We start from the raw sequence: 25018 nt of genomic DNA, 5'->3' as shown, positions 1-25018 counted from the left end.
ACGGACGCGTTCGTCCGTTATGTGCGTGATGGCTAGGGTAGCCCCGTGCCCGTCTCCCAGCCAGCCCCGCTCCCGCCCGCCTGGTCCGGCCTGCTCGACGACGCCGCGATCTTCCCGCCCGGCGACGTCCCCCTCCACGACGCCACCGCGGCGCACGGCGAGCACCGCCGCGCCTGGTACGCCGACCTGCTCGGGTCGTTCGTGCTCCGGGACACCGACCTCCCGCTCGTGCGCGGGTTGCCCCACCCGCTGTCGGTCGTGGTCGCCGGAGGTGCGGGCCAGGTCGCCGGGCCCCTCGGCATCGCCGCCCGCCTCGGCCTGTCCGTCACCGGCCTGGAGATCGCGCTGCGCGACCCCGACGACCTCGCCGGCAACGCCCGGCGCGTCGTCGCCGCCGTCGACCACGCCCGCGGCGAGGGGCTCCTCGCCGACGACGTGACCGTCTTCGTCGAGCTGCCGCAGGTCGACCCGTCGTACGGCTGGGAGGCCGCGGCCGACGAGGTGGCGGCCGCGGAGCTGCGGATCAAGCTCCGCACCGGTGGCGTGGAGGCCCACCTCTTCCCCACCTCGGCCACGCTCGCCGCCTGGATCGACGCCGCGCTCGACCGCGAGGTGCCCTTCAAGTGCACCGCGGGCCTGCACCACGCCGTGCGGCACACCTCGGCCGAGGGCTTCGAGCAGCACGGCTTCCTCAACGTCCTGCTCGCCACGGTCCGCGCCTTCGACGGCGCCTCCCGCGACGACACCGTCGCGACCCTGGAGGAGCGCGACGCCACCCGGCTCGGGGTGAGCCTCGAGGAGGTCGCCCGGGCCCGCCGCTGGTTCACGTCGTTCGGCACCTGCTCGGTCGACGAGCCGCTCGCCGACCTCCTCTCCCTCGACCTCCTCCCCCACGACAGCACGGAGCCGCCGCGATGACCGAGACGACCACCACCTGGGTGGAGGGCGCCGCAGGCTCCCTCTTCGACCTCGACAACCTGCCGTACGGCGTCTTCTCCCTCCGCGACCGGGAGGGGGGTGGCGACGACCCCCGCGTGGGCGTCCGCATCGGTGACCACGTCCTCGACCTCGCCCCGGTCGCGCAGATCGGCGACCCCGCCTCCGCCCTCGCCGCCGCATGGCGGACCCCGAGCCTCAACGCCTTCATGGCGATGGGGCCCGAGCAGTGGGCGATCGCCCGGGAGTGGATCGTCGAGGTGCTCGGCCACGACGTGCACGAGGCCCGCACCGCCCCGCACGTGCACCCGCTCACCGCGGTGGAGCTGCACCTGCCGATCGACGTGGGCGACTACGTCGACTTCTACGCCTCCGAGCACCACGCCTCCAACGTCGGCCGGATCTTCCGCCCCGACCAGGAGCCGCTGCTCCCCAACTGGAAGCACCTGCCGGTCGGCTACCACGGGCGCTCCGGAACCATCGTCGCGTCGGACACCGACATCGTCCGCCCCTGCGGGCAGCGGAAGGCGCCGACGGAGGACACCCCGACGTACGGGCCCAGCCGTCGCCTCGACATCGAGGCCGAGCTCGGCTTCGTGGTCGGCACGCCGACGCGGCTCGGCGAGCGGGTGTCGACCGCCGACTTCGCCGCCCACACCTTCGGCGTGGTCGGTCTCAACGACTGGTCCGCGCGCGACGTGCAGGCCTGGGAGTACGTCCCCCTCGGCCCGTTCCTCGGCAAGTCGTTCGCCACCTCCATCAGCCACTGGGTGACCCCGCTGGCCGCTCTGGACGCCGCCTGGACGGACCTGCCCGGCCAGGACCCCGAGCCGCTGGACTACCTGCGCGTGGACGGCCCGGCGGGCCTCGACATCACAGTCGAGGTGGTCCTCGACGGCGAGGTCGTCTCCCGCCCGCCCTACGCCGCCATGTACTGGTCGCCCGCCCAGATGCTCGCCCACACCACGGTCAACGGCGCCACCGTGCGCACCGGCGACCTGTGGGCCTCGGGCACCATCTCGGGCCCCGACGCGGACCAGCGCGGCTCCCTGCTCGAGCTCAGCTGGGGTGGCAAGGAGCCGTTCACGGCCGGTGGTCGGGAGCGCACGTTCCTCGAGGACGGTGACGAGGTCACCCTGCGCTACACGGCGCCCGGTACGTCGGGTCGGCGGATCGCGCTCGGCGAGGTCACGGGACGGATCGTCCCGGCCCGCTGAGCCCCTCGACCGCTCCGGCGCCAGACAGTATCGAGTGGCCGCTCAGGACGGCTGAGGGTTGCGGGCCGGGGCTCAGTCGTGTGCGGTGCCGGCGTAGGAGACCCGCCACCCGTAGTCGGTGTCGGCGGGCTCCACGATCGCGTAACGGGTCACCTCCGGCGCGGCCTCGAAGGCGATCTCGCAGTCCTGGGTGCCCTCGCCGTTGTCACGGCAGCCGGCGATCTCGCCCCCACGGCCGTCGGCGAAGCCGACCAGCAGGTCCCACTCCGCGTCGTCGACGACCGCGGGGTCCAGCAGGCTGCCCCGGTCGCGGGCGGCGGCGGCCGCGAGAACGGCGTCCAGCGTCGACTCAGGCGAGTAGGCCCGCACCTCGGCCCCGGGGAGTGCCAGGGCGCGGCACTCCACGAGGGTCACGTCGCACCGCACCGGCAGCGGGGGCAGGTCGCCGTCGGGCAGCAGCACCGCGACCAGCGTCCGGTCGTCCTCCCACGCCCAGGTCCCCACCGCGAAGCCTCCGCCCTCGGGTGCGCGCAGCACGACCTCGTCGCCGCCCGCGACCGGCAGGGTGGTGAGCGTGTCGACCGCGGAGACCTCGCCGCCGAGGGTGCCGGGCGGCGAGAACAGCAGCCAGGTGCCTCCCGGGCTGATCCCCAGGTCGTCGTACCTCGGGATCGCGGCGGTGCGCTCGAGACGGCCGTCGGTCGAGAGGTCGGCGAGGTAGGGCTCGACGCTCTGCGGGTCGGAGTCCATGCCGTCGACGACGAGCAGGCCGGCGGGCGTTGCGGCCAGGACCTGCTGGTCGGGCGCCGTCTCGGCGAGGTCGATGACCGTGCGCTGGTCGCCGACCTGCGCGCGCCACACCAGGCTGGTGCGGCGGCCCTGCACGACGACGTCGCCGTCGTCGGTCACCGCGCGGACCCGGATCGGGACGCCGTCCTCGGTGCGCGGCAGGTCGATCGGTGCCTGCCCGAAGCCCTCGCCGGCCGGCTGGGTGTCGAAGCCGCTCAGTCGGGCCTTCCCGTCGCTCACGTCGACGAGGGCCACGAACCCGCCTCCGGGGGAGATCACCGGGGGCTGCTCGAGCTCGGCGCCGATGGGGCCGGGATCGAGGCCGGGGCCGCCCGACCACCACGAGCCGTCCCGCGCGTGCGCGATCCAGACGTCGTCGCGGAACTCCACGGAGTCGAACTCGCCCGGCACCCGCTCCCCGTCGACGGTGAGCCGGCCGTCGATGACGAAGGGCACGGTCGGCGGGGCCTCGGAGACTGAGTCGTCGTCCGCCGGCGCGGTCGTGGTCGGCGTGCCGGTCGAGCGCGCCGCCGGCTCCGGCTCGTCGTCGCCATGCTGGCTGACCACCAGCACCGGGATGCCGACCGCCAGCGCGGCCGCGACCGCCACCAGCAGCGGAGCGCGCAGCCGCGAGGAGGGTCGTGGGCGGTCGGCGTGCTCGTCGTACGGGTCCATCCGAGATCTCCCTCGCGTGTCTTCACCCGTACGACGCACCGGGGGCGCGATTCGTTGCCGCGGCCGCGGCCGGCATCCTGGGCGTCCACATGTCCAGGGAAGGACCGTGACGCCCACGCAGGTGGCGAGCGGCTGGACGCCGTGTCACCGACGTCCCTGCCGAGTACGGCTAGCGTGGGGACGTGAGGCAACTCGGCCAGTACCCGCCACCCCGGCACACGATCGCGCACCTGTCCGACCCGCACCTGCTGGCCGGCGGCCGGCTCCAGTACGGCGCCGTCGACACCGAGGCCGGGCTGGCCCGCGCCCTGGAGCGGCTCGCCGCCGTGGACCCGGCCCCGCAGGCGCTGGTCCTCACCGGCGACCTGGCCGACCGGGCCGAGCCCGCGGCGTACGCACGCCTGCGCGAGCTGGTCGAGCCCGCCGCGGAGGCGATGGGCGCGGTCGTGGTCTGGGTGATGGGCAACCACGACGAGCGGGCTCCGTACGCCCGCGGGCTCTTCGACTCCGACGACGACGGCCCCCAGGACCGGGTGCACGAGGTGGACGGGCTGCGGATCGTCGCCCTCGACACCAGCGTGCCCGGCTACCACCACGGCGACCTCACCGACGCGCAGCTGGAGTGGCTGGCCGACGTGCTCGCGACGCCCGCGCCGCACGGCACGCTGCTCGCGATGCACCACCCGCCGCTGCCGCTGCCGATGCTGCGCGCGGCCGAGCTGATCGAGCTGCACGAGCAGCACCGTCTCGCCGCGGTCGTCGAGGGCACCGACGTGCGCGGGATCCTCTCCGGCCACCTGCACTTCTCGACGTGGTCGACGTTCGCCGGCGTGCCCGTCTCGGTGGCGTCGGCGTCCTGCTACACCTCGGACCCCGCGCCGGTGGAGCGCTTCGTCTCCGGCGTCGACGGGTCGCAGTCGTTCACGATGGTCCATGCGTACGACGACCGGCTGGTGCACACGATCGTGCCGCTGGTCCCGGGCCCGGAGGTCAACGGGGTCGGTATCGACATCCTGGAGGCGATGGGGTCGATCAGCCTGGCGGAGGCCGTCGAGATGGCCTCGAGCAAGACGTCACCGTTCAACACGGGCGGCGGGGCGTAGACCCCACATCGTTGCCCCGCCGCCCGTGAGCTGGTGGGTCGGTCAGGAACGGTCGCTCGAGTCGCCGCTCACGACGACGTAGAAGCGCTTGCGGTTGTCGGCGGTGGTGACGCTGCCGTCGCTGAGCCGCGGGCTGACCACGAGGTGGCTGCTGTTGCCGGTGCCGGGAGGCGCGCAGTTGACGACGCCGGGCTGGCACACGGCGGCCGCGACCTCGCCGGAGAACTCCGGGTTGGCGTCGGCGCCGGCAGCGCGGCCGTTGGTCACGGTGTCACCGTTCTGGTCGACGGTGTTCTGCAGCGCGATGGTCGCGATGACGGCGTTGTCGGAGAGGTCCTCACCGGCGTTGATGTAGACGTTGCCGTTGGCGCGCAGACCGGCGGCGTCGGTGCCCATGGGGGCGAGGGTCGGGTAGGCCGCGGTCACCGAGAAGCCACCGGACTGGGCGATGATCGCACCGGCCGCGTCGACGAGGGCCCAGCGGCCGACACCGGCGGGACCCTGCGCACCGGCGGGGAGCTGGCCGTCGGCGAAGTCGCGGACCTTGAGCGACTTGTCGCGGATGTCCATCGAGCCGAGCGACCCGTTCTTCACGTCGCGGCCCTTGAGGTTGTTGTCCTTGACGTCCACGGACTTGATCGAGCCGTTGCGGATTTCGTCGGACCCGATCAGGCCGGTGGCGTAGGACGTGCCGGTCGAGGCGACCACGAGCGCCATCACGGAGACGGCCATGGACGGGGACGGGCGGCGGATGGAGGGGAGACGCATGGTGGAACCCTTCGTCGGCGGACACCGTCACTCGACGGCTGATCACCGTTCGGAGTGAGCCACGTCACCGGATTGGTCCGTCCTCAGACGCCCTCGGTGCCGATGCCGGGATGCACGAAGGGACGTCCCGCACGCAGCTGCTCGGTCGCGCCCGGGTGCACGCGAGCGAGGTGGGCGAGCCCCCGGCGCCGGTAGCGGAGGATCTGCACGACCCCGAGCCCCCAGAAGAGGTACTGCACGGAGAGCGCGAGGCGGTAGTCGTCGAGGGTGTAGGAGTCCATGCCGCCGGGCTCCACGAGGTCGAGGACGACACCGATCAGCGCCATCGTCAGCAGAGCGGCGGTGAAGCCACCGACGTTGACCAGGCCGTTGGCGCGGCCGATGGCGTGCACCGGCGTGAAGGTGCGGGCGAGGTCGAAGCCGACCATCGCGGCCGGGCCGCCGGTGGCGGTCGTGCACGCCATCACCACGACGATCCAGTCCGGCGCGGGTCCCGACCACAGCAGGACGGCCGTCCACGGCACCACCATCGCCACGACGATGCCGATGACGATCCACGAGCGCCAGTAGGGCAGGCGGCTGACCAGCCTCGCCAGCACCAGGCCGCTGACGACCGCCCACGCGGTCATCACCATCAGCAGGGTGCTGGCCGCCGCCTCCGACCAGCCGAGGCCCTGCACGAGGAACGGGTAGCCCCACAGCAGCGTGAAGACCGTCGCCGCGAACTGGGAGGTGAAGTGCGACCACATGCCGAGCCGGGTGCCGGGGTTGCCCCACAGGGTCCGCACCGAGAGCGCGAGCGCGCGCAGCTTGACCTGGACGACCTGGTCGCGCCGGTACGGCGAGTCCTTGACGAAGAGGGCGACGGCGACGAGCAGGACGATCCCCAGGCTGGACACCACCGCGAAGGCCCGCGTCCACCCGAGCCGGTCGAGGAGGAAGGCGAGCGGGGCGGCCGCGGCGATCGCCCCCATCTGGCCCACCAGCCCGGTGAGCTGGGTGACCATCGGCGCCTGGCGGACCAGGAACCACACGGTCACCAGACGGATCACGCTCACGAAGACCATCGCGTCGCCGGCGCCGAGCACGGCCCGCGCCACGACGGCGCCGCCGAAGGACGTGGTGAACGCGAAGAACAGCTGCCCGGCCGTCATCATCGCCAGGCCGGACAGCAGCATGGCGCGCGACCCGAAGCGGTCCAGCATCACGCCCACGGGCACCTGCATCGCGGCGTACACGACGAGCTGGAGGACGGTGAAGGCCGCCAGCCGGGTGGCGTTGATGTCGAAGCGCTCGGACGCCAGCAGCCCGGCGACGCCGAGCGAGCTGCGGTGGAAGACCGCGAGCACGTAGACCGCGAGGGCGACGAGCCAGATGGCCCACGCCCGTCGCCGTCCGATGTCGTGGACCTGCACATTCACGGGGCCCAGTCTGCCCGCGTGCGCCGGCCACAGCCGACGGGGTCCGATGTGTGGGGCTGCCACATTGCTGCCGTGTGACGTCGGTCACGACAGTGGCGGCATGACACCTCTCCCGCACGCCCTCGCCCGGGCAACCGCCGTCGTCGTGCTCGCCGGCAGCGCCCTCGTCGGCACCCTCGCCGGTGCCGCTCCGGGGGCGGCCGCGCCCGGTGCCGGCCGCCCCGAACCCACGGGTCCGGGCTGGTGCGCCGACCACGCGGGCCTGGTGGTCAAGGGCGCCGAGCGCCAGGAGTCGGCGTGCCTGGACGACCTCACCACGGCCGGCACGGTCGCCTCGGGCCACACCGTGCAGGCCGACTGGAACGGCCTGCACGCGGCCGGCACCCGCAACCCCAGCGGTGTACCCGGCATCCAGGTCGACGGCTACTTCCCCGACACCTCGACCACCAACACCCACCACGGGTGGGACCACGATGCCCAGTTCGTCATCCGCCTCCCCGAGGAGTGGAACGGCGGGATCGTGGTGACCGGCGCCCCCGGCGTGCGCGGCCAGTACGCCAACGACTTCATCATCGGCGACTGGGTGCTCAGCAAGGGCTACGCGTTCGCGTCCACCGACAAGGGCAACACCGGGCCGGCGTTCTACCGCGACGGCTCCTCGCCCGGCGGCTCGATCCGCGAGTGGCACCGCCGGGTCACCGAGCTCACCCGGGCGACGAAGCGCGTCGTCCGCCAGGCGTACGGCGCGCAGGCCGACCGCACCTACATGGCCGGCATCTCCAACGGCGGCTACCTCACCCGCTGGCAGCTGGAGAACAACCCGCAGCTCTTCGACGGCGGCCTGGACTGGGAGGGCACCCTCTTCCGCGCGGAGGGACCGAACATGCTCACCTTCCTGCCGACCGCGCTGAAGAACTACCCGGCGTACGCCGCGACCGGCGACCAGGCGGCCCACGACGCGATCATCGCTGCCGGCTTCGCGCCCGGCTCGGAGTTCCTGTGGGCGTTCCACCACTCCTACTACTGGGACCTCACCCAGCGGATCTACCGCGAGGAGCTCGACCCGACGTGGGACGGCGCGCTCGACGCCGGGATCCCGTTCTGCGCGAGCGGGACGCCCTCGTGCGACGCGGACTACGACTACGCCTCGCGCCCGGAGTCGGTGAAGGACGCCGTGCGCTCGGTGTCGCTGACCGGCCGGATCCGCCGCCCGATGATCACCGTGCACGGCTCCCTCGACACCCTCCTGCCGCCCGCCGTCGACTCCGACGTGTACGACGCCCTGGTCGACGAGGCGGGCAGCGGTCGCCTGCACCGCTACTACCTCGTCGAGGACGGCACCCACACCGACGGCCTCTACCCGGCGTACCCGGACCGGCTCCGGCCGCTCCTCCCCTGCGCCCGGGACGCCTTCGACCTGCTGACCGCGTGGGTGGAGGACGGGGTCGCCCCACCGCCCGACGGGTTCCGACCGCGGCCCGCCGGGGGCGACCTGCTCGGCACCTGCGAGCTCTGAGGCTCGGAAGACGCAGAACGGCCGGACCCTGCGGGTCCGGCCGTTCGTGTGTGGCAGATGAAGGATTCGAACCTTCGAAGGCGTAAGCCGACGGATTTACAGTCCGCTCCCATTGGCCGCTCGGGCAATCTGCCAATGCGTCACCCCTGTGGGGATCGACAGCAAGAGAGGATAGCGTCTGTCCGACGCACAGGAGAAACCGGAGGGACCCATGGCCGACTCGAGCTTCGACATCGTGAGCAAGCTGGACCGTCAGGAGGTGGACAACGCCCTCGGACAGGCGGCGCGGGAGATCGCGACCCGCTTCGACTTCAAGGGCACGGGCGCCACCATCGAGTGGCAGGGCGAGCAGGCCATCGAGATCACGGCCTCGGCCGACGACCGCGCCACCGCGGTGCTCGACGTGTTCAAGGACAAGCTCATCAAGCGCAACCAGAGCCTCAAGATCCTCGACGCCTCCGAACCCCGCGCCTCGGGCCAGCAGTCCAAGATCTCCATCGCGCTCAAGGAGGGCATCACCTCCGAGGACGCCAAGAAGATCGGCAAGCTGATCCGCGACGAGGGCCCCAAGGGGGTCAAGGCGCAGGTGCAGGGCGACGAGCTGCGGGTGTCGTCGAAGAAGCGCGACGACCTGCAGGCCGTGCAGGCGCTCGTGAAGGCGCAGGACTACGACTTCGCGGTGCAGTTCACCAACTACCGCTGAGACCCGCCGCGGCGGGCGCCCTCGCGGTCGGTGTCGCGGCCGGCGATTCCTCCGGGGGGCCGGAGGCACGTCGCCGGACGCGACACCCTCACCACACTGTGCCGCCGAGGCGGCTGGACACCCCTCCCGACCCGGGTGCCCGAGGATCGGTGTCGCCCCGCCGCACCTCTCGGGAAGGTCCGGCGGAGGGACACTGGTGCAACCCCGCGTCTCCGCTCCCCCCTGGGTTGCCCTGGTACTCCGGCAAGCCTCGTCGACGCGGGCGTCGACGGGACGTCTTTGCGCGGCTATACCCCATTTGGACTAGCGCAGCTGGGTAGGACGCCCCCCGGCACCGGACGGCGAGGTGACTAGGCCGGGGCGGTCTCGCGCGGACCGAGGTGCTCGAGCGCCTCGACCAGGTCCCGCGGCAGCAGCCGGCCGCCGACCACCCGGGCGACCTCCTCGTCGGCGCCGCGACCGGCGATGTAGACGGGGTGGTCCTGGGCCAGCTTCGCCAGCGAGGTGCTGTGCGCAGTCAGGGCGGTGGGCCGGGTGGCCGCGAGCACGACCGCGTCGGCGCCGACGCTCCGCGCCGCGCTGACGAGCGCGGTGACGGGGGTGTCGGCCCCCAGGAAGAGGGTGCGCCAGCCCCGCTCGCCGAGCAGCAGCGAGAAGCACAGGAGCATCAGGTCGTGCCGCTCCCCCGGCGGGCAGGCGAGCAGCACCCGGGGACGCCGCACCCCCGGCACGGGCAGCACCTCGTGCTGGTGGGCCAGGGCGGAGAGCCGTCGGCGCAGGAGGTTGCTCGCGAAGTGCTCGTGCGCGACCGACAGCGAGCCGTCCTCCCAGCGGTCCCCGAGCTGGGCGAGGAACGGGATCACCACGCGGGTGAGGGCCTCGCTGAGCGGGACGTCCCAGAGGAGTCCGACGAGCGCGCGGTCGGCGGCCTCCTCGTCGAAGGCCTCGATGCCCACCCAGAGCTCACCCAACGGATCCATCACCTTCACCAGCGCACGATAGCCGCAGGATCCCCCGCGGCGGCCCGGGAGCCGGGCCCACCACCGGGGATTCACCTGAATGGGTGACGTCGGTCCAGTCCGGCTCAGCCCGCCAGGGAGGGCCGCATGGACGGTACGACGGTCGCGCCGGCCGTGACGGTCAGCCAGACCGTCGCTCCCTCCTCGATCCCCAGCGACCGGGCGTGCGTGCGGGTGAGGACGACCGACACCTCCTCGCCGGCCACGGTCAGAACGACGAGGCGCACCTCGAAGCCGACCCGCACCATCCGGGCGACGGTGCCCTCGACGGCGCCGGCGAACAGCGGGGACGTGGCGACGTCGATGTCGTGGGGCCGGACCGCGGTCCCGGCGAGGTGGGTCACCTCGCCGAGGAAGCCCATCACGAAGTCGTTGGCCGGGTCGTCGTACAGCTGGTCGGGGGTGCCCACCTGCTCGACGCGACCCTCGTTGATCACCACGATCTCGTCGGCGACCTCGAGCGCCTCCTCCTGGTCGTGGGTCACGAAGATCGTGGTCACGTGCACCTCGTCGTGCAGGCGACGCAGCCACTCCCGGAGCTCCTTGCGCACCTTGGCGTCGAGCGCACCGAACGGCTCGTCCAGCAGCAGGACACTCGGCTCGACCGCGAGGGCACGCGCGAGCGCCATGCGCTGCCGCTGACCGCCGGAGAGCTGCGAGGGCAGCCGGTGGGCGAACTGCGACAGGTGCACGAGCGCGAGCAGCTCGTCGACGCGTGCGGCCACCTCGGCCTTGCTCTTCTTGCGGATCTCCAGCCCGAACGCGACGTTCTTGGCCACGGTCATGTGCTTGAAGACCGCGTAGTGCTGGAACACGAACCCGACGTTGCGCTTCTGCGCGGGCAGGTGCGTGGACTCGATCCCCTCGATCGTGACCGAGCCCGTGTCGGCCGTCTCCAGGCCGGCGATGATGCGCAGGAGGGTGGACTTGCCACCGCCGCTGGGGCCGAGGAGGGCCGTCAGCCGACCCGTCGGGATGGAGACGTTGACGTCGTCCAGGGCGACGAAGTCGCCGAACGTCTTGTTCAGGCCTGAGACCTCGATGCTCATGGGTGGACCTTTCTGGCAGTGCGTCTGGGGAAGGACATCGCTCTCACGCGTGGTTCTTGGGTCGGATGATGGCGACGATGACGATGCAGGCCACGGACACCATGGCCAGGAGGAACGCGGTCGCGTAGGCAGCCTGCTGGTCGAAGTTGAGGTACTTCTCCTCGACCACGAGGGTGGCGGTGCGGGTCTGGCCGAGCACGTTGCCCGAGACCACCTTGACCGCGCCGAACTCCCCGAGCGAGCGGGCCAGGGTCAGCACGACCCCGTAGACGATGCCCCACTTGATGGACGGCAGCGTGATGCGCCGGAAGCACTGCAGCCCGCTGGCCCCCAGACTCTGGGCCGCCTGCTCCTGCTCGATGCCGACCTCTTCCAGCACCGGCACGATCTCGCGGATCATCAGCGGCAGGGCCACGAAGGTGGTCGCCATGATGATGCCGGGGGTGGAGAAGATGATGTCGAGCCCCCACCCGGCCAGGGTGGGACCGAGCCACCCGTTGCGACCGCCGTAGGCGAGGACGAGCGCGAGCCCGACCACGATGGGCGACACCGACAGCGGCAGGTCGAGCAGTGCGTTGAGCAGCCGCTTCCCCGGGAACTCGTAGCGCACGAGCAGCAGGGACATCCCCACGCCGAACACCGTGTTGATCACGACCGAGAAGAACGCGACGTACACGCTCAGCTGGAGGGCGACGACGATGTCGGGGTCCTCGAGGAGCGCGCGGATCGAGCCGAGACCGTCCTCGAAGGTGTTCGTGGCGACCAGGGACACCGGCCAGGCGACGAGGAAGAACAGGTACGCCGTGGCGACGAGGCGCAGGACGTAGGTCGTCGGGGTCTTGCGGACGCGAGGGGGTCGCCGCGACGTCTCCACCGGTGGCGGAGCGGCGACGTCGTGGACCAGCGTGTCAGCCACGGGCAGCCACCCGCCTCTGGATCACGTCGAGGAGCACGATCACGGCCAGCGAGATCATCAGGAGCACCGTGGCGACGGCCGCGGCCGCGGCCACGTTGTCGTTCTCGATGCTGCTCAGGATCCGCACGGAGGTGACCTCGGTCTGGAACGGGAGGTTGCCCGACAGCAGCACGAGCGAGCCGTACTCGCTGACACCACGGGCGAAGGACAGCGCGGCGCCCGCGGCGATGGCCGGGGCAAGGCTCGGCAGGACCACCCGTCGGAACGTGGTGAACCGGCTCGCGCCGAGTGACGCGGCGGCCTCCTCGACGTCCTGGTCGAGCTCCTCCAGCACCGGCTGGACCATGCGGACCACGAACGGCAACGTCACGAAGAGGAAGGCCAGGAAGACGGCCGGCCGGGAGTTGGCGATGTCGACGCCCAGGGGACTGTCCGCGTTGCCGTAGAGCGACAGCAGCACGAGGCCGGCCACGATCGTCGGCAGCGCGAAGGGGATGTCGATCAGCACCTCGAGCACCGACTTGCCCCAGAAGCGGTCACGCACCAGCACCCAGGCGATGAGCGGACCCATGACGACGTTGACCGCGGTCACGCCCAGGGCGGTGAAGACGGTGAGCTTGATCGCGGCGGTGGTCTGCCCGTTGGTGATCGCGCTCCAGAAGGCTTCCCAGCCGCCGTCGATCGCCGTGACGACGACGCAGGCCAGGGGGATCAGGACCAGCGCACTGAACCAGATCATGGCGATGCCGAGCCCGATGCCCGACGACCGCGTGAGGGTGGAACGCGGACCCGACCGGCGAGGAGTCCTCGCCGGTCGGACGCGTGAGATCTCGATGGAGGTCATGAGGTCATTCGAGGGAGAGACCGGCGCCGAGGATGGCCTCGAAGACGATGCCGTTCTCCTCGTCGAAGAACTTCGTGGAGGCCTCGTCCCAGCCGCCGAAGTCCTCGTCCACCGTCAGCAGGGTGGGGACCTCGGGGAAGGGGTTCGACGGGTCCTTCGCACCCTCCACGGTGCCGCCGTAGTCGACGTCGTCGCGGATCGGGCGGAAGCCGGTGAGGGCGAACTGCACCTGGCCCTCGTCGGAGAGCACGAAGTCGAGCCAGTCCTGCGACGGCGCGGAGGCGTCCTTCAGGATGGCGCCGGCGTTCTCGATCAGCAGCGAGGTCTCCGGGAGGATGTACTCGAAGGGCTCGTCGTTCTGCGCGGCCAGGATGGCCTCGTTCTCGTAGGCCATCAGCACGTCGCCGGTGCCGCCGAGGAACGCCGTGGTGGCGTCGCGACCGCTGCCGGGGAGCGCGACGACGTTCTTGAAGAACTTGTCGACGTACTCGGTGGCCTCCTCCTCGGTGCCACCGTCGCTGATGACCTGTCCGTAGGCGGCCAGCGCGTTCCAGCGGGCCGCGCCGGACGACGCCGGGTTGGCCGTGACGATCTCGACGCCGGGCTTGACCAGGTCGGCCCAGGTCTGGATGTTCTTGGGGTTGCCGTCACGGACGCCGAAGACGACCACGGAGTGGGAGACGATGCCCTTGTTCTCCCCGTCGTCCCAGCTCGCGTCGACCAGGCCCTCGTCCTCGAGGCGCGTGACGTCCGGCGGCACCGAGAAGTGGACGTAGTCCGCCTCGAGGCCCGCCACGACGGCGCGGCTCTGGTCACCGGAGGCGCCGTACGACGTCTGGAACGCGACGCCTTGGCCCTCGGGGGTCTGCTTGAACTCGGCGGCGAGGTTCTTGTTGGCGGCCTCGGGGACGGCGAACCCGACGATGCTGATCGTCTCCTCCGCGTCGGCGTCACTGCTGCTGGCGCCGGGCGCGCACGCGGACAGGGCCAGCATCCCGGTGAGTGAAGCGGCGACCAGCCGCCGGGAGGTCTTGCTGGGGATGGACATGTGAGCTCTCTTTCGAATGTCCCGAGATGGACAGTTACTGACTAATGTCGCGCAGACTACATGACTTAAGAGAGATTGGGACGACTGGTCTGCACGTGTCGCGTGTCACCCGCCGCACCGGTCCACGCAGCGGCATCCGGCCGGCCCCGTCGGGCCTCCCGACTACAGTGGGCGGCCGGACATCAGGCAGTGAGGCATAGAGGTGACAAGGCCGTGACCAAGCAGGTCAAGCAGCTCGATCGGGTGATCATCCGGTTCGCCGGCGACTCCGGCGACGGCATGCAGCTGACGGGGGACCGCTTCACCCAGGAGTCGGCCGTCTTCGGCAACGACCTGGTGACGCTGCCCAACTTCCCCGCCGAGATCCGCGCCCCCCAGGGCACGCTCCCGGGCGTCTCGTCGTTCCAGGTGCACTTCGCCGACCACGACATCCTGACGGCCGGCGACGCCCCCGACGTGCTCGTGGCGATGAACCCCGCCGCCCTGCGCGCCAACCTCGGCGACCTGCCCGTCGGCGCGACGATCATCGTGGACACCCACGACTTCACGGCACGCAACCTCGCCAAGGCCGGTTACGACGCCAACCCGCTCGACGGCGACGGCCTCGCGGAGTTCGCGGTGCACCAGATCGACCTGACCGGCATGACGGTCGCGGCGGTCAAGGAGTTCGGGCTGTCCCGCAAGGACGCCGCCCGCGCCAAGAACATGTTCGCCCTCGGCCTGCTGTCGTGGATGTACGGCCGCCCCACCGAGTCGACGATCTCGTTCCTCGAGCGCCGCTTCGCCCGGGTCCCCGACATCCGCGACGCCAACGTGACGGCGTTCAAGGCGGGCTGGAACTTCGGCGAGACCACCGAGACCTTCATCGTCCGCTACGAGGTCAAGCCCGCCCCGATGGCCGCGGGCACCTACCGCAACATCACCGGCAACCTCGCGCTGGCCTACGGCCTCGTCGCCGGGGGCGTCCAGTCGGGCCTCCAGGTCTTCCTCGGCTCCTACCCGATCACCCCGGCCTCCGACATCCTCCACGAGCTCAGCAAGCACAAGTCGTTCGGTGTCACGACCTTCCAGGCCGAGGACGAGATCGCCGGCGTCGGTGCCGCCATCGGCGCGTCCTTCGCCGGACACCTCGGCGTGACCACCACCTCCGGGCCGGGCATCGCGCTCAAGTCCGAGGCGATCGGCCTCGCCGTGATGACCGAGCTGCCTCTGCTGGTCATCGACGTGCAGCGCGGCGGCCCCTCCACCGGACTGCCGACCAAGACCGAGCAGGCCGACCTGCTGCAGGCGATGTTCGGCCGCAACGGCGAGGCCCCGGTGCCGATCGTCGCGCCCCAGTCCCCCGGCGACTGCTTCGACGCCGCCCTCGAGGCCGCCCGCATCGCCATCACCTACCGCACGCCGGTGATGTTGCTCTCCGACGGCTACCTGGCCAACGGCTCCGAGCCGTGGCGCATCCCCGAGGTCTCCGAGATGCCCGTCATCGACCCGGACTTCGCCACCACCCGCAACCACGGCGAGGGCGACGACGCCGAGTTCTGGCCCTACGAGCGCGACGCCGAGACCCTCGCGCGACCGTGGGCGATCCCCGGCACGCCCGGTCTCGAGCACCGCATCGGCGGGCTCGAGAAGGGCGACGGCCACGGCAACATCTCCTACGACCCCGCCAACCACGACTTCATGGTCCGCACCCGCCAGGCCAAGGTCGACCGCATCGCCGACTCGCTGCCGCCGCTCGAGGTCGACGACCCCGACGGCGGGGCCAAGGTGCTCGTGCTCGGGTGGGGCTCGACCTACGGCCCCATCGGCGCCGGCGTACGCCGCGTGCGCAAGGCCGGCTACCAGGTCGCGCAGGCCCACCTGCGCCACCTCAACCCCTTCCCGAAGGACCTCGGTGAGGTGCTCGCCCGCTACGACAAGGTGCTGGTCCCCGAGATGAACCTCGGGCAGCTCTCCCTGCTGCTGCGCGCGAAGTACCTCGTCGACGTCGTCGGCTACAACGAGGTCCGCGGCCTGCCGCTCAAGGCCGCCGTGCTGGCCGACGTCATCGGCGGCCTCGTCGCCGAGGCGGAGGGCATCGAGGTCGACCTCACCCCCGTCAACGCAGCGGCCGGCATCGACGGCCCCACCGGAGAGGACGACAAGTCATGACCACCGAGCTTGGCCTGCCCGGGCTGAGGTCCGGCACCGACGGCGTTCCGACGATCGACGCGGGCGAGACGCAGACCGGCAAGGACTTCACCTCCGACCAGGAGGTGCGCTGGTGCCCCGGCTGCGGCGACTACGCCGTGCTCAAGGCCGTCCAGTCCTTCCTGCCCGACCTCGGCCTGCGCCGCGAGAACATCGTCTTCGTCTCCGGCATCGGCTGCTCCTCCCGCTTCCCCTACTACCTCGACACCTATGGCATGCACTCGATCCACGGCCGTGCGCCGTCGATCGCGACCGGCATCGCCACCGCCCGCGAGGACCTGTCGGTCTGGGTCGTCACCGGTGACGGCGACGCGCTGTCGATCGGCGGCAACCACCTCATCCACGCGCTGCGCCGCAACGTCAACATGACGATCCTGCTCTTCAACAACCGGATCTACGGCCTCACCAAGGGCCAGTACTCCCCCACCTCCGAGCCCGGCAAGGTCACCAAGTCGACCCCGATGGGATCGGTCGACCACCCCTTCAACCCGGTCTCCTTGGCCCTCGGCGCCGAGGCGTCGTTCGTGGCCCGCACCATCGACTCCGACCGCAAGCACCTCACCGCGGTCCTCGCCGCGGCCGCCGCGCACCGTGGCACGTCGCTGGTCGAGATCTACCAGAACTGCCCGATCTTCAACGACGGCGCCTTCGACGCGATCAAGAACCCCAACACCAAGGCCGACGCGATCATCCCGCTCGTCCACGGTGAGCAGATCCGCTTCGGCGCACCGCTCGAGTCCGGTCTGGGCTCCAAGGCCCTGGTGCGCGACACCGCCGGCGGAGGCGTCCTCGTCGTGGAGGCCGCCGACGTCGACGACGCCGACATCCTGGTCCACGACGCCCACCACGACGACCCGTCGACCGCCTTCGCGATCAGCCGGCTCACCGACTCCGGCTACCTCAACCAGTCGCCGATCGGCATCTTCCGCCAGGTCGAGCGGGCGACGTACGACGACCAGGCGCGCGCCCAGCTCACGACCGCCCGCGGCGACTCCGAGGACGACCCGCAGGCACGCCTGTCGGCGCTCATCGGTGGCGGCGACACCTGGACCGTCGTCTGACCCGTCCGGGCGCACACGCACCTCCGACGACGAACGACCCGGCGCGATGCGCCGGGTCGTTGGTCGTGGTGGAGTCTCGACTCAGTCGAAGAAGAGCGTCCACTTCTCGCCGAGGGTGGTCTTGTAGGTGGAGTTGCTCTTCACCTTGACGCGCCAGACCCAGCGGCCCCGCGCGGGCACGGTGAGGCGGGTCTTGAAGACGCCCTTGTCGTTGACCTTGACCTTGCGGACGGTCTTGAACTTGCAGGTCTTGCAGGCCTTCTTGGTCAGCATCACCTTGCCCTGGAAGGGCACGGTGGTGCCGTCGGCCTGCGGGTTGAGGACCTTGCCCTTGAGGCGGAAGGCGTTGTAGGCCACCTGGTGCCCGTCCGGCGGCACCTCGGTGAGGATGCGCTCGGGCTTCGCGGCGGCGTTGCTCGCGGTGGTCGGGCCGGCGACGGCGACCCCGAGGCCGACGAGCGTGGCCAGCAGGCCGGTTGCCACGGTGCGGAAGATCCGCATGATGTGTCCCCCTTGGACGATCGTGTGTTGTCAGGTGGTGCCCGCGTGGAGCTCGAGCGGGCACCCGTGCTGCGGTGCGCAGTGCACCACACGGTTTCGAGACCAGCCGAATCCTAGGTCATGACGCCACTAGGGTCAGGTCCGTGCAGGAATCCCGTCGCGGCTTCCTCCTCGGGGTGGCGGCGTACTCCCTGTGGGGAGCCTTCCCCCTCTACTGGCCGCTGCTCGAGCCGGCCGGGGCGGTCGAGATCCTCGCCCACCGGGTGCTGTGGTCGGCCGTCACGATGGCGCTGGTCGTCGCGCTGATGCGGCGTACGCCGGAGGTCATGGCGGTCGTCCGCGACCGCCGGGCCTTCCGGATCCTGACCTTCGCCGCGGTGGTCATCTCGTTCAACTGGGCGGCGTACATCTGGGGGGTCAACAACGGCCGGGTCGTGGAGACCTCGCTGGGCTACTTCATCAACCCGCTCGTCACGGTGCTCATGGGCGTCTTCATCCTCGGCGAGCGGCTGCGCCGGCTGCAGTGGGTCGCCGTGGGGATCGCGACCCTGGCCGTGGTGGTGCTGACCCTCGACTACGGGCGGTTGCCGTACGTCGCACTGGTGCTGGCGTTCTCCTTCGGCTCCTACGGGTTGGCCAAGAAGCAGGCCAACGTGGACGCCGTCGTCAGCCTCACCATCGAGACCGCCGTCCTCGCGCCGCTCGCGGGCCTGTACGTCGCGTGGCTGGTCCTCACCGGCGCCTCCAGCATGGGGTCCGAGGGCCTGGGCCACGCCCTGCTCTTCCTCACCACCGGCGTGGTCACCGCCATCCCGCTGCTGTGCTTCGGTGCCGCGGCGATCCGGGTGCCGCTGGTGGTGCTGGGTCTCCTGCAGTACCTCGCGCCGGTCATCCAGTTCGCGCTCGGGGTGCTGCTCTTCCAGGAGGACATGCCCCCCGGACGGTGGTTCGGCTTCGGCCTGGTCTGGGTGGCCCTGGTCATCTTCACCGTCGAGGCGATCAACCACCGGCGCCGGCAGCTGCGTCTCGTGACCGAGGCCTCTGCCTGTTGAGCGGAGCCGCGCCAGCAGATCCGCTGATGGTGGTTGAGCGAGCCGCGCGACCGAGAACGAGGTCGCGACCGGCGTGCCGAAACCCGGTGCCACCCCTCCACGGCCGCCAGGCGCCGGTGTCAGGAGGAGCGGTTGGCCACGATGTCGGCGAAGGACTCCAGCGCGGTCCGGACGGGACCCGGGTCGAGCACGGTGAGCAGCGCCTTGGCGCGCTCCGACTCGGCGAGGACGTAGCCGCGGGCCTGGTCCATGGCCGGGTGCTTGCGCAGCAGGTCCAGCGCCTCGGCGTGCAGGTCGTCGTCGGTCAGGTCGGTGTCGAGCAGCTCGAGCAGACGGGCGTCGGCCGGGTCCGCGGAGGCGCGCGCCATCAGCACCGGCAGGGTCGGGACGCCCTCGCGCAGGTCCGTGCCGGGCGTCTTGCCCGACTCGACCGACTCGGAGGCGACGTCGAGGATGTCGTCGGAGAGCTGGAAGGCCGCGCCCACGATCTCGCCGTACCCGCGCAGCGCGGTCCGCACCTCGGACGAGGCACCGCCGAACATCGCGCCGTACTCGGCGGACGTGGCGATGAGGGAGCCGGTCTTGCCGGCGACGACCTCGAGGTAGTGGGCGAGCGGGTCCTCATCGGGACCGGGCTCGACGGTCTCGAGGATCTGTCCCTCGACCAGCTCGGTGAAGGTCCGGGACTGGATGAGCACGGCCTCGGGGCCGAGCTGGGCGGTGACCTCGGAGGACTTGCCGAAGAGGAAGTCGCCGGTGAGGATCGCGACGTGGTTGTCCCACCGCGCGTTGGCCGTGTCGGCGCCGCGGCGCAGGGCCGCCTCGTCCATCACGTCGTCGTGGTAGAGCGACGCGACGTGGGTCAGCTCGACCACGCAGGCCGCGGCCAGCACCTCCTCCGCCTCGGGGGTGGCCCCCGCCTCGGCGGCCAGCAGCACCAGCAGCGGGCGGAAGCGCTTGCCACCCGAGCGCATCAGGTGGCCGGCCGCGTCCGACACGTACGCCGTCCGCGCGCGGGTGTGCCCGACGAGCATCTCCTCGACGACCTCGAGCCGCGCGGAGAGGCGACGGGCCAGGGCCTCGTCCACGACGGGGAGCGCCAGCGCCGGCGCGGAAGGGGTGCTCACCTGATGAATTCTCCCGCAAGGGCCGCGAGGTCGAGCAGCGGGCCCGGAAGGATGCCCAGCATCAGCGTCACCGCCGCCCCGAGGGCGATCGTCGTGGCCGTCAGGACGCTCGGGTAGGCCACGGTGGGACCGTCGCCGACGGGCTCGTCGAAGTACATCGCCTTGATGACGCGGATGTAGAGGAACGCGGCGATCACGCTGGCCACCACGGCCGCGATCACGACCGGCCACGCCCCGGCCGCCAGGGCCACGGAGAAGACGGCGAGCTTGCCGACGAAGCCGGAGGTGAGCGGGATCCCCGCCATCGCCAGCAGGAAGAAGGCGAAGACGCCGGCCACGATCGGCGACTCCTTGCCCAGCCCGGCCCAGCGCGACAGCGCGGTGGCCTCACCACCCGAGTCCCGGACCAGGCTGACCACGGCGAAGGCGCCGAGGGTCGCGAAGCCGTACGTCGCGAGGTAGAACAGCACCGCCTGCAGGGCGGTCAGCTCACCGTCGGCCAGGGCCGAGGTCTGCTGGACGCCGAGGACGCCGGTGAGCAGGAAGCCGGTGTGCGCGACCGAGGAGTAGGCCAGCAGGCGCTTGACGTCGGTCTGGGTGACGGCCAGCACGGCGCCGACCAGCATGGTGAGGATCGCGATGACCCACATCATCGGCTGCCACGACCAGCGGTCCGCGCCGAAGGCGACGTAGAAGAGGCGCAGCATCGCCCCGAACGCGGCGACCTTGGTGCCGGCGGCCATGAAGGCCGTGACCGGGGTCGGAGCGCCTTGGTAGACGTCGGGCGTCCAGGCCTGGAACGGCGCGGCACCGACCTTGAAGAACAGGCCGACCGACAACATGCCGATGCCGATGAGCAGCAGCGACTGGTTGGCCGTGTCGTTGCGGACGGCCTCGTTGATCTCGGCGAACTGCATGGAGCCGGCGTAGCCGTAGACCAGCGCGACGCCGTACAGGAAGAAGCCGCTCGAGAAGGCACCCAGCAGGAAGTACTTGAGCGCGGCCTCCTGGCTCAGCAGGCGGCGACGGCGCGCCAGCCCGGTGAGGAGGTAGAGGGGCAGGGAGAGCACCTCGAGGCCCACGAACATGGTGAGCAGGTCGTTGGCCGCCGGGAAGAGCATCATCCCGAAGACCGCGAACATCAGCAGCGGGTAGACCTCGGTGTGGTCGAGCCCGCGGGTCGACGCCTCGCGCTCGGCCTCGGTGCCCGGCAGCGCGGCCGCCTGGCCGGCGAACGCCGAGACGCCGCCGTCGAGGTGGCGCTCCGCGAAGAGCAGGGTGCCGGCGATGGCGAGCACCAGGACGAGGCCCCAGATGAACAGCGTCGGGCCGTCGACCGCGATGGTGCCGGACATGGCCAGGACGCCGCGGGCGGCACCGTCGGCGTAGACCTCGCTGTCGCGGGCGATGAGCACCACGCCCACCAGGGCCGCACCGAGGCCACCGAGGGCCAGCAGCACCTGGGCGAGGTAGCGGGCCGATCGGGGCGCGAACGCCTCCACGACCACGCCGAGGCAGGCGACGCCGAAGACGACGAGCAGCGGCCAGAGCTCGAAGTACTCGACTGTCGGCTTGATGAACTCGTTCACTCGTGGCCTCCCTGCGAGCTGGCCGCACCATCGGCTGAGCCCACGGTCGGGGGTTCGTCGGTGACACCGACCTGGGTCAGGGTGTCCTCGACGTTGGGGTTGATCACGTCGAGCAGCGGCATCGGGAAGAAGCCGAAGAGCACCAGCGCCAGCATGAGCGGCGCCAGCGTGCCGACCTCGCGCCGGTCGAGGTCCTTGACCTCCACCTGCTCGGGGCCGGTCATCGTGCGCTGGTAGAGCCACAGGACGTAGATCGCGGCGAGCACGATCGCGGTCACCGCGACGGCACCGGCCCACCAGGCGTGCTGGAAGGCGGCGATGATCACCAGCATCTCGGAGACGAACGGCGAGAGGCCGGGCAGGCCGCAGGCGGCCAGGCCGGAGATCAGGAAGATGCCCGCCAGGACGGGGGCGCCCTTCTCGATGCCGCCGCCCATGGCCCGGATCGAGGCCGTGCCCCGACGCTGGACCAGGTAGCCCGCCACCAGGAAGAGCGCGGCGGTCGCTATGCCGTGGTTGACCATGTAGAGGATCGCGCCGGAGCCGCCCTGGCTGCTGAACACGAAGATGCCCAGCACGATGAAGCCGAAGTGGCTCAGCGAGGTGAGGCCGATCAGGCGGAGGATGTCGTCCTGCCCGATCGCGACCAGTGCGCCGTACACGATCGAGATGAGCGCCAGCACGACCACCACCGGGGTGGCCCACTGCGAGGCGTCGGGCAGCAGCCCGAGGCAGAAGCGCAGCATCCCGAAGGTGCCGATCTTGTCGAGCACGCAGACCAGCAGCACCGAGGTGCCCGTCGTCGCGCGCTCGGTCGTGTCGGCCAGCCAGGTGTGCACCGGGAACATCGGGGCCTTGATCGCGAAGGCGATGAAGAAGCCGAGGAAGATCCAGCGCTGCGTGACCGGGTCGATGTCGAGCGCGGCGAGGTCGGTGAGCAGGAAGCTCGGACGGCCGGAGTCGGCCGAGACGACGTACAGGCCGATGACCGAGGCGAGCATCACCAGACCGCCGGCGAGCTGGTAGATCAGGAACTTCGTGGCCGCCCGACCGCGTCCCTCGCGGCCGAAGCCGCCGATGAGGAAGTAGGCCGGGATCAGGGTGGCCTCGAAGACGACGTAGAACAGGAACACGTCGGTGGCGGTGAAGACGGCCAGCGACATCGCCTCGAGCGCCAGCACCCAGGCGACGAACGCCCGGCTGCCGCCGTTGCCCGGGGCGTCGGCCTCGTGCCACGACGCGACGAGCACGATCGGGACGAGCACCGTGGTGAGCAGCACCATCAGCAGGCCGAGGCCGTCGACGCCGAGCGCGTAGTGGACGCCGAGCGCCTCGATCCACGTGTGGGTCTCGGTCAGCTGCATGCCGCCGTCGAGGGAGTACGACGTGAGCGCGGCGACCACGGCCCACACCAGCGTGGCGCCGGCGAAGCCGAGGCCTGCCAGGCGTGCGGTGGCGGCCGGGAGGAACGCCGTGACGAGCGCGCCCACGAGGGGCAGCGCGATCAGGATCGTGAGGACAGGAAGGTCGTTCATGCCAGGTTCACCGCCAGCAGGGCAAGGACGACGAGCAGGGCGCCGCCGAGCAGGGACAGGGCATAGGAGCGTACGAATCCGTTCTGGACGCGGCGGAGCACGCCGGACATGCCGCCGACGGCCGCGGAGCCGCCCTCGACGACCCCGTCGACACCCACCCGGTCGAAGGTCGCGAGACACCCGACCAGGCGGCGGCCCGGCTGGACGACCAGCCCCTCGTTGATCGCGTCGCCGTAGACGTCGGCGCGAGCGGCGCGGGTGGCGAAGGAGACGTCCTGCGGGGCCTCGCGCGGGACGTCGCGCTTGCCGACCAGGAACCAGGCGGCGGCGACACCCGCGGCGACGACGAGCGTCACGATGAGGGTGATGACGATCGGTGCGAGCGGGGGCTCGTGGTGCTCCGCGACCCCGGTGACGGGGGCGAGGAAGTCGACGATGAAGTCGTTCAGGATCAGCACCCCGCCGAGGACCGAGAGGGCCGCCAGCACGATCAGCGGGACGGTCATCAGGCGCGGCGACTCGTGCGGGTGCACGCCCTGCTCCCACCGCTTCTCGCCGAGGAAGGTCATCAGCATCAACCGGGTCATGTAGAAGCCGGTGATGCCGGCGCCCAGCAGGGCGCACAGTCCGACCACGAGGTTCTCCGCGAGCGCGGTCTCGATGATCTTGTCCTTGGACCAGAAGCCCGAGAAGCCCGGGAAGCCGATGATCGCGAGGTAGCCCATCGCGAACGTCAGGTAGGTGACCGGCATGTACTTCGACAGGCCGCCGTAGTGGCGCATGTCGACGTCGTCGTTCATCCCGTGCATGACCGATCCGGCCCCGAGGAACATGTTGGCCTTGAAGAAGCCGTGGGTGAGCAGGTGGAAGATCGCGAACGGGTAGCCGGCGGGGCCGAGACCGGCGGCGAGCATCATGTAGCCGATCTGGCTCATCGTGGAGCCGGCGAGCGCCTTCTTGATGTCGTCCTTGGCACAGCCGATCACCGCACCCCAGAGCAGCGTGACGGTCGCGACGACGACCACCGCGGTCTGTGCCGTCGGCGTCAGGTCGTAGATGAAGTTGGACCGGACGACGAGGTAGACGCCCGCGGTCACCATGGTGGCCGCGTGGATGAGGGCCGAGACAGGGGTCGGGCCCTCCATCGCGTCGAGCAGCCAGGCCTGCAGCGGCACCTGGGCCGACTTGCCGCAGGCGGCGAGCAGCAGCAGCAGGCCGAGGGCGTTGAGCGTGCCCTGCGAGGCGTCCCCGGTGGCCTCGCTGATCGCGGCGAAGTCGGTGGTGCCGAAGGTCGTGAACATGAGGGCGACGGCCAGCGAGAGGCCGATGTCACCGACACGGTTGATGACGAAGGCCTTCTTGGCGGCCGCGGCCGCGGAGTGCTTGTGCTGCCAGAAGCCGATCAGGAGGTACGACGCGAGGCCCACGCCCTCCCAGCCGAGGAAGACGCCGAGGTAGTTGGCCGAGAGGACCAGCACCAGCATCGCCGCGACGAAGAGGTTGAGGTAGCCGAAGAAGCGGCGCCGGCGGGCGTCGTGCTCCATGTAGCCGATCGAGTAGACGTGGATCAGCGCACCGACCCCGGTGATGAGCAGCAGGAAGAGCGCCGACAGCGGGTCGTAGAGCAGGTCCATGCCCACGTCGAGGCCACCGACCTCGAACCAGGTGTAGAGGTGCTGCCCGACCTGGCGCTCCTCCTCGGAGCGGCCCAGCAGCGAGACGAACATCGCCAGGCTGAGGCCGAAGGACCCGGCGACGGTGGCCGTGCCGAGCCAGTGGCCGACCCGGTCGAGGGCCCGCGGGGCCAGGGCGCCGCCGAGCAGCAGCACGACGGCTCCCGCGAGCGGCAGCGCGATGATCAGCCACAGGAGCGAGAAGACGCCGTCGGCGTCCACCGGGTGCACGACCGGGATGGCGCCGCCCTCGGCGGCGAGCACGATGGTCTGGAGGTTCACAGTC

General features: G+C 71.1%; 21 protein-coding genes and 1 tRNA gene. 8 read left to right on the top strand and 14 right to left on the bottom strand.

The window, feature by feature from the left end:
* The first annotated feature begins 45 nt into the window (after positions 1-45).
* Both ASG88_RS11700 and fahA read left to right on the top strand, forming a co-directional pair.
* Positions 46-918 carry a hypothetical protein gene (locus tag ASG88_RS11700; protein ID WP_056887599.1) on the top strand — a complete coding sequence of 291 codons (873 nt, stop codon included), beginning with the start codon at positions 46-48 and terminating at the stop codon, positions 916-918.
* On the top strand, positions 915-2153 hold the full coding sequence (gene fahA / locus ASG88_RS11695) for a fumarylacetoacetase (protein WP_056887598.1): 1239 nt from the start codon (positions 915-917) through the stop codon (positions 2151-2153). Before ASG88_RS11700 ends, fahA begins: the two co-directional genes overlap by 4 nt.
* 72 nt (positions 2154-2225) lie before the next feature.
* Here fahA and ASG88_RS11690 read toward each other — a convergent pair whose 3' ends face one another.
* Complete coding sequence (locus ASG88_RS11690; RefSeq protein ID WP_056887597.1) at positions 2226-3617, bottom strand: hypothetical protein; 1392 nt, start codon at positions 3615-3617, stop codon at positions 2226-2228.
* 182 nt (positions 3618-3799) lie between these two features.
* Between ASG88_RS11690 and ASG88_RS11685 the strand changes: the two genes are divergently transcribed.
* Positions 3800-4720 carry a phosphodiesterase gene (locus tag ASG88_RS11685; RefSeq protein WP_056887596.1) on the top strand — a complete coding sequence of 307 codons (921 nt, stop codon included), beginning with the start codon at positions 3800-3802 and terminating at the stop codon, positions 4718-4720.
* A gap of 42 nt (positions 4721-4762) precedes the next feature.
* Here the strand turns inward: ASG88_RS11685 and ASG88_RS11680 are convergent, their stop codons facing one another.
* Together ASG88_RS11680 and ASG88_RS11675 are read right to left on the bottom strand one after the other, a co-directional pair.
* The gene (locus tag ASG88_RS11680; RefSeq protein WP_157559695.1) at positions 4763-5488 is read right to left on the bottom strand and encodes a hypothetical protein; all 726 of its coding nucleotides are present in this window, start codon (positions 5486-5488) and stop codon (positions 4763-4765) included.
* A gap of 83 nt (positions 5489-5571) precedes the next feature.
* Positions 5572-6909, bottom strand: a complete 1338-nt coding sequence (locus tag ASG88_RS11675) for an MFS transporter (protein WP_157559694.1) — start codon at positions 6907-6909, stop codon at positions 5572-5574.
* A 100-nt stretch (positions 6910-7009) separates the two neighbouring features.
* On the opposite strand from ASG88_RS11675, the gene ASG88_RS11670 reads away from it, so the two are divergent.
* The gene (locus ASG88_RS11670) at positions 7010-8425 is read left to right on the top strand and encodes a tannase/feruloyl esterase family alpha/beta hydrolase (RefSeq protein ID WP_082600314.1); all 1416 of its coding nucleotides are present in this window, start codon (positions 7010-7012) and stop codon (positions 8423-8425) included.
* A gap of 51 nt (positions 8426-8476) precedes the next feature.
* Here ASG88_RS11670 and ASG88_RS11665 read toward each other — a convergent pair.
* A tRNA-Tyr gene (locus ASG88_RS11665) sits at positions 8477-8559 on the bottom strand.
* 77 nt (positions 8560-8636) lie between these two features.
* Between ASG88_RS11665 and ASG88_RS11660 the strand changes: the two genes are divergently transcribed.
* Complete coding sequence (locus tag ASG88_RS11660; protein WP_056887594.1) at positions 8637-9128, top strand: YajQ family cyclic di-GMP-binding protein; 492 nt, start codon at positions 8637-8639, stop codon at positions 9126-9128.
* A gap of 350 nt (positions 9129-9478) precedes the next feature.
* Here the strand turns inward: ASG88_RS11660 and ASG88_RS11655 are convergent, their stop codons facing one another.
* The 5 genes from ASG88_RS11655 to ASG88_RS11635 form a co-directional block, all read right to left on the bottom strand.
* Positions 9479-10108: a B12-binding domain-containing protein gene (locus tag ASG88_RS11655; protein WP_235534841.1), complete on the bottom strand. Its 630-nt coding sequence runs from the start codon at positions 10106-10108 to the stop codon at positions 9479-9481.
* A 104-nt stretch (positions 10109-10212) separates the two neighbouring features.
* Complete coding sequence (locus ASG88_RS11650) at positions 10213-11196, bottom strand: sulfate/molybdate ABC transporter ATP-binding protein (RefSeq protein ID WP_056887592.1); 984 nt, start codon at positions 11194-11196, stop codon at positions 10213-10215.
* Positions 11197-11239: 43 nt separating this feature from the next.
* Complete coding sequence (locus ASG88_RS11645; RefSeq protein ID WP_082600312.1) at positions 11240-12112, bottom strand: sulfate ABC transporter permease; 873 nt, start codon at positions 12110-12112, stop codon at positions 11240-11242.
* Complete coding sequence (gene cysT, locus ASG88_RS11640; RefSeq protein WP_056887591.1) at positions 12105-12956, bottom strand: sulfate ABC transporter permease subunit CysT; 852 nt, start codon at positions 12954-12956, stop codon at positions 12105-12107. The genes ASG88_RS11645 and cysT overlap by 8 nt, the downstream gene beginning before the upstream one ends.
* 4 nt (positions 12957-12960) lie before the next feature.
* Positions 12961-14004, bottom strand: coding sequence for a sulfate ABC transporter substrate-binding protein (locus ASG88_RS11635; RefSeq protein WP_056887590.1), 1044 nt, complete (start codon positions 14002-14004; stop codon positions 12961-12963).
* A gap of 213 nt (positions 14005-14217) precedes the next feature.
* On the opposite strand from ASG88_RS11635, the gene ASG88_RS11630 reads away from it, so the two are divergent.
* Positions 14218-16155: a 2-oxoacid:acceptor oxidoreductase subunit alpha gene (locus ASG88_RS11630; protein ID WP_056887589.1), complete on the top strand. Its 1938-nt coding sequence runs from the start codon at positions 14218-14220 to the stop codon at positions 16153-16155.
* Positions 16152-17255 carry a 2-oxoacid:ferredoxin oxidoreductase subunit beta gene (locus tag ASG88_RS11625; RefSeq protein WP_056887588.1) on the top strand — a complete coding sequence of 368 codons (1104 nt, stop codon included), beginning with the start codon at positions 16152-16154 and terminating at the stop codon, positions 17253-17255. The genes ASG88_RS11630 and ASG88_RS11625 overlap by 4 nt, the downstream gene beginning before the upstream one ends.
* Before the next feature lie 81 nt (positions 17256-17336).
* Here ASG88_RS11625 and ASG88_RS11620 read toward each other — a convergent pair whose 3' ends face one another.
* Positions 17337-17756, bottom strand: a complete 420-nt coding sequence (locus ASG88_RS11620) for a hypothetical protein (RefSeq protein WP_056887587.1) — start codon at positions 17754-17756, stop codon at positions 17337-17339.
* Between the two features lie 143 nt (positions 17757-17899).
* On the opposite strand from ASG88_RS11620, the gene rarD reads away from it, so the two are divergent.
* On the top strand, positions 17900-18808 hold the full coding sequence (gene rarD / locus ASG88_RS11615) for an EamA family transporter RarD (RefSeq protein WP_056887586.1): 909 nt from the start codon (positions 17900-17902) through the stop codon (positions 18806-18808).
* Positions 18809-18927: 119 nt separating this feature from the next.
* Here the strand turns inward: rarD and ASG88_RS11610 are convergent, their stop codons facing one another.
* The 4 genes from ASG88_RS11610 to nuoL are packed head-to-tail and all read right to left on the bottom strand — an operon-like array spanning position 18928 to position 25014.
* Positions 18928-19935, bottom strand: coding sequence for a polyprenyl synthetase family protein (locus ASG88_RS11610; RefSeq protein ID WP_056887585.1), 1008 nt, complete (start codon positions 19933-19935; stop codon positions 18928-18930).
* Positions 19932-21524 (bottom strand): NADH-quinone oxidoreductase subunit NuoN, encoded by a 1593-nt coding sequence (gene nuoN, locus ASG88_RS11605; RefSeq protein WP_056887584.1) that lies wholly within the window; start codon positions 21522-21524, stop codon positions 19932-19934. Before nuoN ends, ASG88_RS11610 begins: the two co-directional genes overlap by 4 nt.
* On the bottom strand, positions 21521-23059 hold the full coding sequence (locus tag ASG88_RS11600) for an NADH-quinone oxidoreductase subunit M (protein WP_056887583.1): 1539 nt from the start codon (positions 23057-23059) through the stop codon (positions 21521-21523). The genes nuoN and ASG88_RS11600 overlap by 4 nt, the downstream gene beginning before the upstream one ends.
* Positions 23056-25014: an NADH-quinone oxidoreductase subunit L gene (nuoL, locus tag ASG88_RS11595; protein WP_414858637.1), complete on the bottom strand. Its 1959-nt coding sequence runs from the start codon at positions 25012-25014 to the stop codon at positions 23056-23058. The genes ASG88_RS11600 and nuoL overlap by 4 nt, the downstream gene beginning before the upstream one ends.
* Positions 25015-25018: the final 4 nt, after the last annotated feature.

Origin of the sequence: Nocardioides sp. Soil777, from assembly GCF_001428425.1 — a bacterium.
GTDB classification, from domain to species: domain Bacteria; phylum Actinomycetota; class Actinomycetes; order Propionibacteriales; family Nocardioidaceae; genus Nocardioides; species Nocardioides terrigena.
The sequence above is the reverse complement of the archived record's forward strand: the minus strand, read 5'-3'. Positions and strand labels throughout refer to the sequence as shown.